This is a genomic window from Sphingopyxis sp. QXT-31 (assembly GCF_001984035.1).
Lineage (GTDB): Bacteria > Pseudomonadota > Alphaproteobacteria > Sphingomonadales > Sphingomonadaceae > Sphingopyxis.
Genome location: NZ_CP019449.1, coordinates 1,776,784 through 1,790,836, shown reverse-complemented (window position 1 = coordinate 1,790,836; position 14,053 = coordinate 1,776,784). Strand labels below are relative to the sequence as shown.

The 14,053-nt window shown below is 66.1% G+C and carries 14 protein-coding genes; 12 read left to right on the top strand and 2 right to left on the bottom strand.

The features are described 5' to 3' along the window. Positions 1-6 precede the first annotated feature (6 nt). On the bottom strand, positions 7-753 hold the full coding sequence (locus BWQ93_RS08620) for a pyridoxine 5'-phosphate synthase (protein ID WP_077030188.1): 747 nt from the start codon (positions 751-753) through the stop codon (positions 7-9). Further along, a complete protein-coding gene (gene pyrE / locus BWQ93_RS08615) occupies positions 750-1,331 on the bottom strand; it encodes an orotate phosphoribosyltransferase (RefSeq protein ID WP_077030187.1) in 582 nt (193 codons plus the stop codon). The genes BWQ93_RS08620 and pyrE overlap by 4 nt, the downstream gene beginning before the upstream one ends. A gap of 230 nt (positions 1,332-1,561) precedes the next feature. Here pyrE and coxB point away from each other — a divergent pair, with 230 nt between their 5' ends. The 12 genes from coxB to BWQ93_RS08560 all read left to right on the top strand — a co-directional run bounded on the left by coxB (position 1,562) and on the right by BWQ93_RS08560 (position 14,045). Beyond that, positions 1,562-2,671 (top strand): cytochrome c oxidase subunit II, encoded by a 1,110-nt coding sequence (gene coxB, locus BWQ93_RS08610; RefSeq protein ID WP_077030186.1) that lies wholly within the window; start codon positions 1,562-1,564, stop codon positions 2,669-2,671. 17 nt (positions 2,672-2,688) lie between these two features. Next, positions 2,689-4,359 carry a cytochrome c oxidase subunit I gene (gene ctaD / locus BWQ93_RS08605; protein WP_058806818.1) on the top strand — a complete coding sequence of 557 codons (1,671 nt, stop codon included), beginning with the start codon at positions 2,689-2,691 and terminating at the stop codon, positions 4,357-4,359. Positions 4,360-4,418: 59 nt separating this feature from the next. After that, the gene (locus BWQ93_RS08600; protein ID WP_077030185.1) at positions 4,419-5,330 is read left to right on the top strand and encodes a heme o synthase; all 912 of its coding nucleotides are present in this window, start codon (positions 4,419-4,421) and stop codon (positions 5,328-5,330) included. Beyond that, positions 5,327-5,485, top strand: coding sequence for a hypothetical protein (locus BWQ93_RS21105; RefSeq protein ID WP_198040503.1), 159 nt, complete (start codon positions 5,327-5,329; stop codon positions 5,483-5,485). The genes BWQ93_RS08600 and BWQ93_RS21105 overlap by 4 nt, the downstream gene beginning before the upstream one ends. Further along, on the top strand, positions 5,482-6,042 hold the full coding sequence (locus BWQ93_RS08595) for a cytochrome c oxidase assembly protein (RefSeq protein ID WP_077030184.1): 561 nt from the start codon (positions 5,482-5,484) through the stop codon (positions 6,040-6,042). The genes BWQ93_RS21105 and BWQ93_RS08595 overlap by 4 nt, the downstream gene beginning before the upstream one ends. An 83-nt stretch (positions 6,043-6,125) precedes the next feature. After that, the gene (locus BWQ93_RS08590) at positions 6,126-7,001 is read left to right on the top strand and encodes a cytochrome c oxidase subunit 3 (protein WP_077030183.1); all 876 of its coding nucleotides are present in this window, start codon (positions 6,126-6,128) and stop codon (positions 6,999-7,001) included. Then, a complete protein-coding gene (locus BWQ93_RS08585; RefSeq protein WP_077030182.1) occupies positions 7,002-7,388 on the top strand; it encodes a DUF983 domain-containing protein in 387 nt (128 codons plus the stop codon). Next, positions 7,381-8,037, top strand: coding sequence for an SURF1 family protein (locus BWQ93_RS08580; RefSeq protein WP_077030181.1), 657 nt, complete (start codon positions 7,381-7,383; stop codon positions 8,035-8,037). Before BWQ93_RS08585 ends, BWQ93_RS08580 begins: the two co-directional genes overlap by 8 nt. 26 nt (positions 8,038-8,063) lie before the next feature. Next, on the top strand, positions 8,064-9,461 hold the full coding sequence (gene thrC / locus BWQ93_RS08575; protein WP_077030180.1) for a threonine synthase: 1,398 nt from the start codon (positions 8,064-8,066) through the stop codon (positions 9,459-9,461). Positions 9,462-9,465: 4 nt separating this feature from the next. Beyond that, positions 9,466-10,344, top strand: a complete 879-nt coding sequence (locus BWQ93_RS08570; protein WP_077032280.1) for a class I SAM-dependent methyltransferase — start codon at positions 9,466-9,468, stop codon at positions 10,342-10,344. Positions 10,345-10,475: 131 nt separating this feature from the next. Then, entirely contained in the window at positions 10,476-10,847 is a 372-nt protein-coding gene (locus BWQ93_RS08565; protein ID WP_077030179.1) for a PRC-barrel domain-containing protein, read from the top strand. A 183-nt stretch (positions 10,848-11,030) separates the two neighbouring features. Beyond that, entirely contained in the window at positions 11,031-14,045 is a 3,015-nt protein-coding gene (locus BWQ93_RS08560) for a TonB-dependent receptor (protein ID WP_077030178.1), read from the top strand. Positions 14,046-14,053 lie beyond the last annotated feature (8 nt).

Genomic DNA, 14,053 nt, shown 5'->3' with positions numbered 1-14,053 from the left:
CCGAACTCACCCGCGCGCCTCGTCCATCAGGTCGCGCATCCGGCGCACCGCGGTGTCGAGTCCCGTGAAGATCGCCTCGCCGATCAGATAATGGCCGATGTTGAGCTCGGCGAGCTGCGGGATCGCCGCGATCGGCACGACATTGTCATAGGTCAGGCCATGCCCCGCGTGCGGCTCGATGCCATTCTTCCACGCGAGCGCCGCGGCGTCGGCGATACGGCGGAGTTCGGCGGCGCGTTCCTCGCCCTCGACATGCGCATAGCGGCCGGTGTGGAACTCGACGACGGGCGCGCGCAGCCGCATCGCGGCCTCGATCTGGCGCGGGTCGGGTTCGATGAACAGGCTGACGCGGATGCCCGCGTCGGACAGGCGCGCGACGATGGGGGCGAGGTGATTATGCTGCCCCGCGGCGTCGAGCCCGCCCTCGGTCGTGCGCTCCTCGCGCTTCTCGGGGACGATGCACGCCGCGTGCGGCATATGGCGCAGCGCAATCTCCAGCATCTCGTCGGTCGCCGCCATCTCGAGATTGAGCGGCAGGTCGGTCGCCGCCTGGATGCGCGCCAGGTCGTCGTCGCGGATGTGCCGCCGGTCCTCGCGCAGATGCGCGGTGATGCCGTCGCCGCCGACCGCCGCAACGATCTCGGCCGCGCGCACGGGATCGGGATGCTCGCCGCCGCGCGCGTTGCGGATCGTCGCGACATGGTCGATATTGACCCCGAGGCGGAGTCGCCCTGCGGAACGTTCGGCGTTCAATTCGCGCGGCTCCCGGGCTTCACCGCCTTGGTCTTGGCGAGTTCGGGCGGCAGTTCGTCCTCGGCATAGGTCGGGAAGTTGATCGCGACGAGCGGGTAGAACGGAACGCCGAGATCAACGCTCCCCGCCGAGCGGTCGACGAGCGCGGCCTCGGCGATCACTTCGCCGCCGGTTTCGGCGACGCACGCCATCGCCTCGCGCGACGAGAGGCCGGTGGTCACGACGTCCTCGACCATCAGCACTTTCGCGCCCTGAGGAATCGTGAAGCCGCGGCGCAGCTCGAAGGTGCCCGTCGGGCGCTCGACGAAGATCGCGGGTTTGCCGAGTGCGCGGCCCATTTCGTGGCCGATGATGACGCCGCCCATCGCGGGCGAGACGACAATGTCGATCGCTTGGCGAAGCTCGCGCGGCAGCTTGGCGGCGAGCGCGATGGCGAGGCGCCCGGCACGCTCGGTGTCCATCAGCACGCGCGCGCACTGGAGGTAATATTCGCTGTGGCGACCCGAGGAGAGCAGAAAATGCCCCTGCAGCAGCGCGTCGGCGGCGCGGAATTCGGCCAGGATTTCTTCGTCGGTCATGGGAGAATCGGTCTTTTTTCATGAGCGCCGTCCGCGATGGCCGGCAGGGTGAAAGCGGCGGTTTTTCTCGCGCTGCAAAATAGTGTTAGAGATGCTTGAGGCAAGCGGCAAGCGGGTCTATAGCGCCCGCAAGATTCAGCCCGCAGAACGGCTGCCGCGACGCATGTCCGGCCGTTTTTTCTATGGGTTGGGCGGTAAAAGAACAACAGGCAACGGGCGGCACTATCCTTATGAAGAGCTTGAAAACCCCTGTAATCGCGGCATTAATCGCGGCGGCTTTGTCGCTCGGCGCGGCTGGCGCAGGCCAGGCGGCAGCGCCGGCGGCGGCACCCGCCACGGCCCCGGTCGCGGCGACCACGGCGACTCCGGCTCCGGCCACGCCCGCCGCGACGGCCCAGGCTCCGGCCGCGGCGACGACCGATGCCGCCGCGCCCACGGGCGACGCGACCTATGTGCCGATGAAGCCGACTCCGGGCGTCGGCCAGCCGATCGACGCGGGGATCGATTTCCAGCCGCAGGTCAGCCCGATCGGCGAGCAGGCCTATTGGTTCAACCACATCATCCTGCTGCCGGTGATCACCGTGATCACGCTCTTCGTCCTCGGCCTGCTGCTCTGGGTCGTCGCGCGCTACCGCGCCAAGGCGAACCCCGTGCCGTCGAAGACCACGCACAACACCTTTATCGAAATCATCTGGACCGCGATCCCGGTGCTGATCCTCGCGGTCATCGCGGTGCCGTCGATCCGCCTGCTCGCGGCGCAGTACGAACCGCCGTCGAAGGAAGCGCTGACGATCAAGGTCACGGGCTATCAATGGTATTGGGGCTATGCCTATCCCGACGAGAATATCCCCGAATATGTGTCGAAGATCCTGACCGAGGAACAGGCGAAGGCCGCGGGCGAGCCCTATCACCTCGCCGTCGACAACCGCATGGTCGTCCCCGTCGGGCGCGAGGTGAAGCTGATCATCACCGGCGCCGACGTGATCCACAGCTTCGCGGTCCCCGCCTTCTGGACCAAGATGGACGCGGTCCCCGGCCGCGCCAACGAGACGACCTTCACCGCGAACAAGGTGGGCGTCTATTACGGCCAGTGCTCGGAGCTTTGCGGCGTCGACCACGGCTATATGCCGATCGCGGTCGAAGTGCTGCCCGTCGACAAGTGGGAAGCCTGGGTCCGCTCGAAGGGCGGCGATCCGAAGCCCAAGCCCGCCGCGGCCGCACCGGCTCCTGCCGCCGCTGCGCCGGCTGCCACGCCCGCCGCGGCTCCGACCGCCGCGCCCGCCACGACCGAAGCAGCGCCGGCTGCGGCTCCCGCCGCTGCCCCGGCCGCCAAGAAATAATCTAAGGGGTCCGACAGATGACCGATATCGCAGCAACTGCACCCGCGCATGGTCATGATCATGCCCATGACGACCATGATCACGACACGCCGGGCTTCTTCGTCCGCTGGTTCATGTCCACGAACCACAAGGACATCGGCACCCTCTACCTGATCTTCGCGATCGTTGCTGGCATCGTCGGCGGTGCGATCTCGGGCATGATGCGCCTCGAACTGGCGCATCCGGGCATCCAGTATCTCCAGGGCTGGGCCGCCTTCCTCGACCCCGCCGCGGGCGAGGTGCAGGGCAAGCATCTGTGGAACGTGCTGATCACCGCGCACGGCCTGATCATGGTCTTCTTCATGGTCATGCCCGCGATGATCGGCGGTTTCGGCAACTGGTTCGTGCCGCTGATGATCGGCGCGCCCGACATGGCCTTCCCGCGCATGAACAACGTTTCCTTCTGGCTGACCTTCGTCGCCTTCGTGATGCTTCTGGGGTCGAGCTTCGTCCCCGGTGGCAGCGGGCTCGGCGCGGGCACCGGCTGGACGGTCTATGCCCCGCTGTCGACCAGCGGCTCGGCAGGGCCCGCGGTCGACATGGCGATCTTCTCGCTTCACCTCGCGGGTGCGGCGTCGATCCTCGGCGCGGTCAACTTCATCACGACCATCTTCAACATGCGCGCGCCGGGCATGACCCTGCACAAGATGCCGCTGTTCGTGTGGTCGATCCTGGTCACCGCCTTCCTGTTGCTGCTCGCGCTGCCGGTGCTCGCCGCGGCGATCACCATGCTGCTCACCGACCGCAATTTCGGCACGACCTTCTACGATGCCACGGGCGGCGGCGATCCGGTGCTCTACCAGCATCTCTTCTGGTTCTTCGGCCACCCCGAAGTGTACATCATGATCCTGCCGGGCTTCGGCATCGTCAGCCAGATCATCTCGACCTTCAGCCGCAAGCCAGTGTTCGGCTATCTCGGCATGGCGTACGCCATGGTCGCGATCGGCGTCGTCGGCTTCATCGTGTGGGCGCACCACATGTTCACCGTCGGTATGAGCGTCAACCTCAAGATGTACTTCACCGCGGCGACGATGGTCATCGCGGTCCCCACGGGCATCAAGATTTTCAGCTGGATCGCGACGATGTGGGGCGGCTCGATCAGCTTCAAGACCCCGATGGTCTGGGCGATGGGCTTTATCTTCATGTTCACCGTCGGCGGCGTGACCGGCGTCGTGCTCGCCAATGCGGGCGCCGACACCGCGTTCCACGACACCTATTATGTCGTCGCGCATTTCCACTACGTGCTGTCGCTGGGCGCGGTCTTCTCGCTCTTCGCCGGCTTCTATTACTGGTTCCCGAAGATGTCGGGCCGGATGTACAACGAGTTCCTCGGACAGCTGCACTTCTGGGTCTTCTTCATCGGCGTGAACGTCCTGTTCTTCCCCCAGCACTTCCTGGGCCAGCAGGGCATGCCGCGCCGCTACCCCGACTATGCGGAGGCCTATGCCTATTGGCACCTCGTTTCGTCGTGGGGCTATGTGATCATGGGCGTCGGCATGATCTTCTTCTTCCTGAATATCGGCTGGGCCCTGTTCGCGGGCAAGAAGGCCGCCGACAATCCGTGGGGCGAAGGCGCGACGACGCTCGAATGGACGTTGCCGAGCCCGCCGCCGTTCCACCAGTTCAACGAACTGCCGCGTATCGCCTGATCGGTATCGCCCCCTGCTGACATCCGGCAGGGGGCTTTGCCCGTCCGGCCGGAGTAGACATGGCGCAGAGCCTGACCCACGGCGAAACGGCGCTTCCCGCCGACTGGCGCGACCTGTTCGCGCTGACCAAGCCGCGCGTGATGTCGCTGGTGGTGTTCACCGCGCTGTGCGGGCTGCTGGCGGCGCCGGGCGAAGTGCATCCGGTGCTCGCTTTCTCTTCGATCCTCGCGATCGCGCTGGGGGCAGGGGCCTCGGGCGCGCTCAACCAATGGTATGAGGCGGGGCTGGACGCCAAGATGAAGCGCACCGCCGGGCGCCCGCTGCCCGCCGGCCGCCTCGACCCGCAGACCGCGCTGCAGTTCGGCGTCGGGCTCGCGGCTTTCTCGCTGTTCCTGATGCTCTTCGCGTCGAACTGGCAGGCGACCTTGCTGCTCGCCGTCTCGATCCTCTTTTACGTCTTCGTCTACACCATGTGGCTGAAACCCCGGACGCCGCAGAACATCGTCATCGGCGGCGCGGCGGGGGCCTTTCCGCCGCTGATCGGCTGGGTCGCCGCGACGGGCAGCGTCGCGCCGCTGCCGATCATGCTGTTCCTGCTGATCTTCCTGTGGACCCCGCCGCATTTCTGGGCGCTCGCGCTGTTCGTGCGCTCGGACTATGCTGCGGCGGGCATCCCGATGATGCCGGTGGTTGCGGGCGAGACCTCGACGCGGCGCCAGATTCTCTTCTACGCGGTCATCATGGCGATCGGCGCGATCGCGCCTTGGGCGCTCGGTTACACCGGCGGGCTCTACGGCTGGACCGCGGTCGTGCTGTCGGCGGTATTCGTCGCGCTGTCAGTCCAGGTCGGCACGCGCACGACGCGCGAGGGCGATATGATGCGCCCGGAAAAGCGCCTCTTCGCCTTCTCGATCGCCTATCTCTTCATCCTCTTCGGCGCCGTCGTCGCCGACCATTGGTGGCCGCTATGACCGATCTCGAAAAACCCGACGCCCCGCAGCCCTTCGACGAGGCCGAATATCGCCGCCGCCAGCGCAGCCGCGCGAACCTGATGGGCGTGTTGCTGATCGGGCTCGCGGTGCTGTTCTTCGCGATCACCATCGCCAAGATGCAGATCTTCCAGTGATCGCGCGCCTATCCCCCAATGCGAAGACCGCCAGCCTCGCGGGCCTGCTCGCGCTCTCGATGGTCGGCCTGGGGTTCGCCGCGGTGCCGCTCTACGATCTCTTCTGCCGCGTGACGGGCTTCGGCGGCACGACGCAGCGCTACGACCCCGTCGCCGCCGCGGCGACGCCGCGGATACTCAGCAACACCATGTCGATCCGCTTCGACGCCAATGTCTCGCCCGGCCTCCCGTGGAAATTCCAGCCCGAGCATCCGACCGACACGGTCAGCGTCGGTGCGCGCGACATGGCGATCTTCATTGCGGAGAATCAGTCCGCGCATGCCGTCACCGGCACCGCCAGCTTCAACGTCACCCCGACGCAGGCGGGCAAATATTTCACCAAGATCCAGTGCTTCTGCTTCACCGAGCAAAAGCTCGAGCCCGGGCAGCAGATCCGCATGCCGGTGCTGTTCTTCGTCGATCCTGCGATCATGGACGATCCCGACGCGCGCGACATCCAGGAAATCACCCTCAGCTACACCTTCCATCCTGTAGACGAGGGCAAAAAGGCGAGCTAAGGCCGCCATCGACAGAGTCTTAACAAGACCGGCGGGCGATGGGGAATCGCGATGCTGGGGCTGCTAAAAACGGGAAACACGCCATGTCCGGTGCCAAACATCATGACTATCACCTCGTAAACCCCAGCGTCTGGCCGCTGATCGGCTCGTTCGCTGCGCTGGTGATGTTCTTCGGCCTCGTGATGTATATGCACGAGGATCATTTCGGCGCCGCCGGCAAATGGGTCCTCGGCCTCGGCTTCATGGGCGTGATCGCGACCTTCTTCAGCTGGTGGTCGGACGTCATCAACGAAGCGCATGCCGGCGACCACACCCCGGTCGTCCAGCTCCACCTGCGCTACGGCATGATCCTGTTCATCGCGTCGGAAGTCATGTTCTTCGTCGGCTGGTTCTGGGCCTGGTTCGACTTCTCGCTCTTCCCGGTGCCGATCGAAGTCACCGCTGACGGCGTGACCTCGCTGTTCGGCCAGGACGGCGCCGCGACGATCACCATGTGGCCGCCGAAGGGTATCGAAGTCATCGACGCCTTCTCGCTGCCGCTGCTCAACACGCTGATCCTGCTCTGCTCGGGCACGACCATCACCTGGGCGCACCACGCGCTGATCCACGGCGACCGCGACGGCCTGAAAAAGGGCCTGTGGGCGACGATCATCCTGGGCGCGGTCTTCTCGATGATCCAGGCCTATGAATATGCCCATGCGCCGTTCCCGTTCGGCGAGAGCAACTACAGCTCGGCCTTCTACATGGCGACCGGCTTCCACGGCTTCCACGTGCTCGTCGGCACGATCTTCCTGATCGTCTGCCTGGCGCGTACCTACAAGGGCCACTTCACCCCGACCCAGCATTTCGGCTTCGAAGCCGCGGCCTGGTACTGGCACTTCGTCGACGTGGTGTGGCTGTTCCTCTTCATCATCGTCTATGTCTGGGGCGGCTGGGGCGCGCCGGTCGCCGCGCACTAAGTGGCGGCACCAGGCCAAAGCCAAAAGGGGCAGCCGCCGGTCTGGTGCGCTGCCCTTTTTGCCCTCTGCCCCGAATGCGGCGCGCCGGGGCTGTTCGAGTGGCCCGCGAAGTTCCGTGAGCGCTGCCCGTCGTGCGGCCTCGACACCGGCCGCTACAATGTCGGGGACGGCCCCGCGGCCTTCTTGACGATGATCATCGGCACGCTGCTGATCGCGGCTGCGCTGACGCTCGACAATTTGCTCAACCCGCCCTTCTGGGTGCATGTGGTGCTATGGGTGCCGCTGACGTTCGTCGCGGTGATCTATGGCCTGCGCGTCGCCAAGGCGGCGTTGCTCGCCAGCGAGCACCAGCGCGAGGCGGCCGAAGGAAAGAAGCGCGATGACTGACGACCCCGCACCCGCGCCGCGCCGCTGGCCGGTGATCCCGACGATTATGGTGCTCGCCGCGGTCGCGACGATGATCGCGCTCGGCGTCTGGCAGTGGCAGCGCAAGGGCGAGAAGGAAGCGCTGATCGCGCTCTACCAGCGGAACATGGCGATGTCCTCGCTGGTGACCTATCCCGAACTGCCGCCGGTCCCCGACGCGATGCTCTATCGCAAGAGCGGCGTGACCTGCCTCGAACCCGTGCGCTGGGACCAGCGCGGCGGCACCGACCGCGCGGGCAAGAGCGGCATCCGCATGATCGCCGACTGCCGCACCGGCGCCGAGGGGCCCGGGGTGCTGATCGACATGGGCACCGCCGACAACTTCATGCCGGACGGAAAGGCGCCGGCATGGAAGGGCGGCATCGTGCAGGGGACGATCGTTCCCGGCCCCGAGCAGCCGACGATGATCGAGCGGCTGACCGGCAGGGCGATGCCTGCGCGCGCCTTGCTCGTCGCCGACGTGCCGGCGCCCGGCCTGCGGGCGAGCGCGGTGCCCTCGGCGGCCGATACGCCGAACAATCATCTCGCTTATGCCGGGCAATGGTTCTTCTTTGCGATCGCTGCGCTCGTCATCTACGTCATCGCCGTGCGCCGCCGCTTGCGGCCTTGACCGGACGCGGCTAGGCGCGGGGCGCCATGGACTATATCAGCACGCGCGGCTCCGCGCCGACCCTCGACTTTCGCGCCGCCACGCTCGCGGGGCTCGCCGACGACGGCGGCCTCTATGTGCCCGCGAAGTGGCCGGTGCTGAGTCAGGACGAGATCCGCGCCTTCGCGGGGCTCGACTATGTCGAAACCGCGGTGCGCGTAATGGCGCCCTTCGTCGCGGGCGTGCTCTCCGAGGACGAACTGCGCGAGCTGTGCAAGGCGGCTTACGGCCGTTTCAGCCACGACGCGGTGACCCCGCTCGTCCAGCTCGACCACCGCCACTGGTTGCTCGAACTCTTCCACGGTCCGACGCTGGCGTTCAAGGACGTCGCGCTGCAACTGCTCGGCCAGTTGTTCGAGAAGTTTCTGGCCGGCGGCGACACCGACATCACGATCGTCGGCGCGACCTCGGGCGACACCGGCTCGGCGGCGATCGAGGCGGTTGCGGGGCGCGAGCATATCCAGATCTTCATGCTCCACCCCGAGGGCCGCGTCAGCGACGTCCAGCGCCGCCAGATGACCACCGTGCTCGCCCCCAACGTTCATAATATCGCGATCGTCGGCAGCTTCGACGATGCGCAGGCGATGGTGAAGCGGCTGTTCGGCGACGCGGAAGCGCGAAGCCAGGTCACGCTGTCGGCGGTGAACAGCATCAACTGGGCGCGGCTGATGGCGCAGGTGGTCTATTATTTCTACGCGGCGGTTCGCCTCGGCGCCCCCGACCGCCCGGTCGCCTTCTCGGTCCCGACAGGAAATTTCGGCGACGTCTTCGCGGGCTATGTCGCGTCGCGCATGGGCCTGCCGATCGCCCGCCTCGTCGTCGCGACCAACGTCAACGACATCCTCCACCGCGCTTTGACCAGCGGCGACTATAGCGCGGGCACGGTCACCCCGACCGCGACCCCCAGCATGGACATCCAGGTCAGCAGCAATTTCGAACGCCTGCTCTTCGACCTGTCGGGCCGCGACGGCGCCGCGATCACCGGCATGATGGGCGAATTCGACCAAAAGCGCGCGATGAGCATCCCCGCCGATATGCTCGGCGGCGCGCGCGGGCTGTTCTCCAGCGCGAGCATCGACGGCGACAGCATGGCGCTGGCCTTGCGCTGGGCGCAGGAAAAGGGCGGGCAGGTGATCGATCCGCACAGCGCGGTCGGCCTGGCCGCGGCGCGCCAGCTCGATATCGACGCCGACGTTCCGGTGGTCACCCTCGCGACCGCGCACCCCGCCAAGTTCCGCGAGGCGGTCGAGCGCGCGACCGGCGTCCGCCCGGCGCTGCCCGCGCGCCTCGGCAACCTCTTCGACCGCGAGGAACGCTACACCAAGCTCCCCGGCGACTATGACGCGGTCAAGGCCTTCATCCTCGCAGAAGCCGCGCGTGGCTGAGCTCTTGCCCCTCGTCACCCTCGTCGGCGAGGCGTGGGACGATTATGGGCTGGTCGACAGCGGGGGCGGGCGCAAGCTCGAACGCTATGGCCGCTTCCGCTTCATCCGCCCCGAGCCGCAGGCGATGTGGGCGCCCGCGCTGCCGCAGGGCGAATGGGACGCCGCCGACGGCGAGTTTGTCCCGGCGTCGGACGACGACGGCGGCGGCCGCTGGTATTACAGCAAGCCGGTACCGCAGGAGGGCTGGCCGCTCGGCTGGCGCGAGACGCGCTTCACCGCGAGCTGCACGCCGTTCCGCCACCTCGGCTTCTTCCCCGACATGGCGCCGGTGTGGGACTGGCTGCGCGCGCAGATCGCGGACAAGCAGGACCCCGCCTTCCTCAACCTCTTCGGCTACACCGGGGTCGGCAGCCAGGCGCTCGCCGCCGCGGGCGCCTCGGTCACCCATGTCGACGCCTCGAAGAAGTCGGTGTCGCAGGCGCGCGAGAATGCGGCGCTCGCCGGCATGGCCGACAAGCCGGTGCGCTGGATCGTCGACGACGCCGGCAAGTTCACCGCGCGCGAGGTGCGGCGCGAGAAGCGCTATGACGCCATCCTGCTCGACCCGCCCAAATTCGGCCGCGGCCCCAACAACGAACGCTGGCAGCTCGAGGAGGGCCTCGCGCCGCTGCTCGCCGACTGCCGCCAATTGCTCGACGCCGACAGCCGAGCGCTCTTCCTCACCGTCTATGCGGTGCGCATGTCGGCGTTGGCGATCGGCGAACTCTTGAACCAGCTCTTCGCCGACCTGCCCGGCAAGGTCGAATGCGGCGAACTCGCGGTGCGCGAAGAGGCAAGGGGGCTGCTGCTGCCGACCGCGATCTTCGCGCGCTGGAGCCGCTGAGCTTCCAACGGACGATCCTTTGCGGTGAGCGGAGCAACTCCGCTCCGCGCGCGTCGTTGCTTGGAGCAGGGGGCGGCGCGGACCGACTCCCTCTCGTCCGCGATCCGCCTCCGCCCACAAGGAGACGCATCATGGCCGACACGCTCGAACGCAGCGAAACCAATCGCCTCATATCCTCCGACAAGGTCGAGGGAACCGCGGTCTATAACCCGCAGGACGAAAAGCTCGGCACCATCGCCAATGTCATGATCGACAAATATTCGGGCAAGGCCGACTATGCCGTGCTCCAGTTCGGCGGTCTTTTCGGTCTCGGCAGCGATCATTATCCGATTCCCTGGGACATGTTGTCCTACGACACCGCCAAGGGCGGCTATGTCGTCGACATCAGCAAGGAACAGGTGACCGGCGCGCCGCGCTACGGCGTCGACGACACCCCCGAATATACCGACGAATATGGCCGGACCGTGTACGGCTATTACGGTCTCAGCTACCCGATGCTCTGACCATGGTGCCGGGCGGGCGGAGACGATCCGTCCGCCCGCGCCACACCGCGCCTCGCCAAGCCTCTCCGGATTGCATAGGAATGCAATGCGACCCGCGTTGACAATGAGAACGTTCTCATTTAGATAACGTTCACATTGAAGAAATGCCGCCGAAAAACGAGCGGTTAAACGGGAGGGATAGGGATGCAGGCTCCGCACAAGCTTCGGCTCGCCAAAATTCTGGCTGGTACTTCGGCGTTAGCGCTGGTGGGCATGGCGCAGGTCGCTATGGCACAGGACGCGCCGCCAGCGGAAGGCACGGCCGACGGCGACGAAATCGTCGTCACCGGCATCCGCGCCAGCTTGGCCGCTTCGGCCGATATCAAGCGCGAAGGCCAAGGCGTCGTCGATGCGATCTCGTCCGAAGACATGGGCAAGTTCCCCGACACCAACCTCGCCGAATCGCTCCAGCGCATCTCGGGCGTGTCGATCGACCGCTCGAACGGCGAAGGCAGCTTCGTCACCGTTCGCGGCTTCGGCCCCGAATTCAACCTCGTCACGCTGAACGGCCGCGCGATGCCGACTTCGTCGCTCGGCGACGGCGCCAGCGCGCCCTCGTCGCGTTCGTTCGACTTCGCCAACCTGGCGTCCGAGGGCATCGCGTCGGTCGAGGTGTACAAGACCGGCCGTGCCGCCATCCCCTCGGGCGGCATCGGTTCGTCGATCAACATCAAGACCCCGCGCCCGCTCGACAAGCCCGGCCTGTCGGGCAGCCTCTCGGTCAAGGGCGTCTACGACACGTCGCGCAACGAGGGCAATCCGATCACCCCCGAAGTCTCGGGCATATTGTCGACCACCTTCGCCGACGACCGTATCGGCATCATGATCGCGGGCGCGTGGCAGAAGCGCAAGGCGAGCGTGAACATCGCGAACGTCGGCTGGCGCGACGGCTATCTCGGCAACGAGAACAACTGGGGTTCGCTGACCCAGAACCCCGCCGATCCGCGCTTCGCGCAGATCACCAACCGCCCCGACGCGACCGACGTCTACCAGGTGCCGCAGAACGCGTCCTACGACCTCAACGACATCAACCGCGAGCGCATCAACGGCCAGGCGGTGCTGCAATTCCGCCCGATCGACTCGCTCACCGCGACGATCGACTACACCTATTCGCGCAACACCGTCGAAGTGCGGAACAGCAATGTCGGCGTGTGGTTCAACCACAACAATACGTCGAGCAGCTGGACCGACGGTCCCGTTGCGGGCCCGATCTTCTATTCCGAAGCCTTTGGCGCCGGCGAGAACAAGGATCTCTCGTACAGCGGCTCGCTCGTCGCGAACCGCACCGAGAACAAGTCGCTCGGCGGCAACCTCACCTGGGAGGCGCCCGGCGGCATGACGATGGAGCTCGACTTCCATCACTCGACCGCCGAGTCCAAGCCGACGAACAAATATGGCACCAGCGTGTCGGTCGGCAACGCGATCTTCGGCGTCGCCAACCAGCGGATCGACTTCGACTCCGACCTGCCGGTGATCTCCTACAACATGCACCCCGGCATCGACCCGCTGAACGCGGGGCTGATCCGCTCGACGGGCAACGCCTTCCGCAACGCCTATTTCAAAGACACGATCGACCAGGTCCAATTGAAGGGCCGCTACGATCACGACGGCGCCTTCCTCGACAGCATCGATTTCGGCGTCTCGTACATCGAGAACAAGGTGCGCTCGGCCTATGGCTTCATCCAGAACGATACCTGGGGCGGCGCCGGGCCGCCGTCGGATATCCCCGACGACATCTTCCAGCTCCAGACGCTGCCCGACAAGTTCAGCGGCGTGAACGGGGCGTCGGGCATCATCCCCAGCTTCTATACGTTCAACTTCGAACGCATGGCCGACCTGATCGAGGATCTGTACGAAGTCTGCAGCGATCCCGCGACGGGCAGCGCACAGCCGGGCACTTGCCTCGCCAATTACACCGTCGACCGCCGCCTGACCGAAAAGACACTGTCGCCGTATCTCCAGGTCGCGACCAAGTTCGACGTCGGCGCGGGCGAAGCGCATCTGACCGCGGGCGTCCGCTACGAACATACGATCGTCGACTCCTCGGCGCTGGTGCCGATCCCCACGGGGACCAGCTGGGTCGCGGCGAACGAGTTCAACGTCATCTATGGTCCCAACTCGGACTTCACCCGCTTCAAGGGCGATTATGATCACTGGCTGCCGGCGATCGACTTCGACATCGAGCCGATCGAGGATGTGAAGCTGCGCGCCTCGTACAGCCACACGATCACCCGCGCCGACTATGCCAGCCTGCAGGGCGGACGCACCATCGACTCGCTGTTCCGCATCGGCGGCGGCGGCGGCAGCCAGGGCAACCCTGGCCTGCTCCCCTACAAGTCGAAGAATATCGACCTGTCGGCGGAGTGGTATTACGGACGCGAAAGCTACATCTCGGCGGGCTTCTTCCACAAGCGCGTGTCGAACTTCCTGTCGTCGACGCGCATCGACTCCGACGCCTTCGGGCTGCGGACCCCGGCCTTCGGTCCGCGCTATAACGCCGCGCTCGCGTCGCTCGGCGCCAATGCCACCGCGCAGCAGATCCGCGACTTCATCATCCGCAACTATCCGAACACGGTGCAGGTGCGGCTCGATCCGAACACCGGCCTGCCGGTCGAGGATGCCAATGGCTTGCGCGACGGCATCATCTTCAGCACGCCCGACGATCCTTTGCTCAATTTCGAGATCGCGACGCCGATCAACAGCGACCAGTCGGCGAAGATCCACGGCTTCGAATTCGCGCTCCAGCACAGCTTCTGGGACACGGGTTTCGGCGTCCTGCTGAACTACACGATCGTCCGCGGCGACGCGAAATACGACAATACCAAGCCGTCGACCGTGGCGCAGTTCGCGCTCACTGGCCTCTCGGACAGCGCCAACGCGGTCGCCTATTACGACAAGAACGGGCTGCAGGCGCGCGTCGCGTGGAACTGGCGCGACAAATTCCTCGCCGGAACGGGTCCCAACCCCTTCTATGTCGAGGAATATTGGCAGATCGATGCCAGTGCGAGCTACGAATTCATGCCGGGCCTCACGGGCTTCGTCGAGGCGATTAACCTCACCGGCGAAAATCGCCGCGGGCACCTGCGGAGCAAAAACAATGTCGCCTTCGCGTCGCCGGGATTCGCCCGCTACGCGGCGGGCGTCCGGTTCAACTTCTAAGGCGGGCC

Coding starts and splice junctions, on each gene's coding strand:
- pyrE (WP_077030187.1), bottom strand. CDS start 1,331: ATGACCGACGAAGAAATCCTGGCCGAATTCCGCGCCGCCGACGCGCTG.
- coxB (WP_077030186.1), top strand. CDS start 1,562: ATGAAGAGCTTGAAAACCCCTGTAATCGCGGCATTAATCGCGGCGGCT.
- ctaD (WP_058806818.1), top strand. CDS start 2,689: ATGACCGATATCGCAGCAACTGCACCCGCGCATGGTCATGATCATGCC.
- BWQ93_RS08600 (WP_077030185.1), top strand. CDS start 4,419: ATGGCGCAGAGCCTGACCCACGGCGAAACGGCGCTTCCCGCCGACTGG.
- BWQ93_RS21105 (WP_198040503.1), top strand. CDS start 5,327: ATGACCGATCTCGAAAAACCCGACGCCCCGCAGCCCTTCGACGAGGCC.
- BWQ93_RS08590 (WP_077030183.1), top strand. CDS start 6,126: ATGTCCGGTGCCAAACATCATGACTATCACCTCGTAAACCCCAGCGTC.
- BWQ93_RS08580 (WP_077030181.1), top strand. CDS start 7,381: ATGACTGACGACCCCGCACCCGCGCCGCGCCGCTGGCCGGTGATCCCG.
- thrC (WP_077030180.1), top strand. CDS start 8,064: ATGGACTATATCAGCACGCGCGGCTCCGCGCCGACCCTCGACTTTCGC.
- BWQ93_RS08565 (WP_077030179.1), top strand. CDS start 10,476: ATGGCCGACACGCTCGAACGCAGCGAAACCAATCGCCTCATATCCTCC.
- BWQ93_RS08560 (WP_077030178.1), top strand. CDS start 11,031: ATGCAGGCTCCGCACAAGCTTCGGCTCGCCAAAATTCTGGCTGGTACT.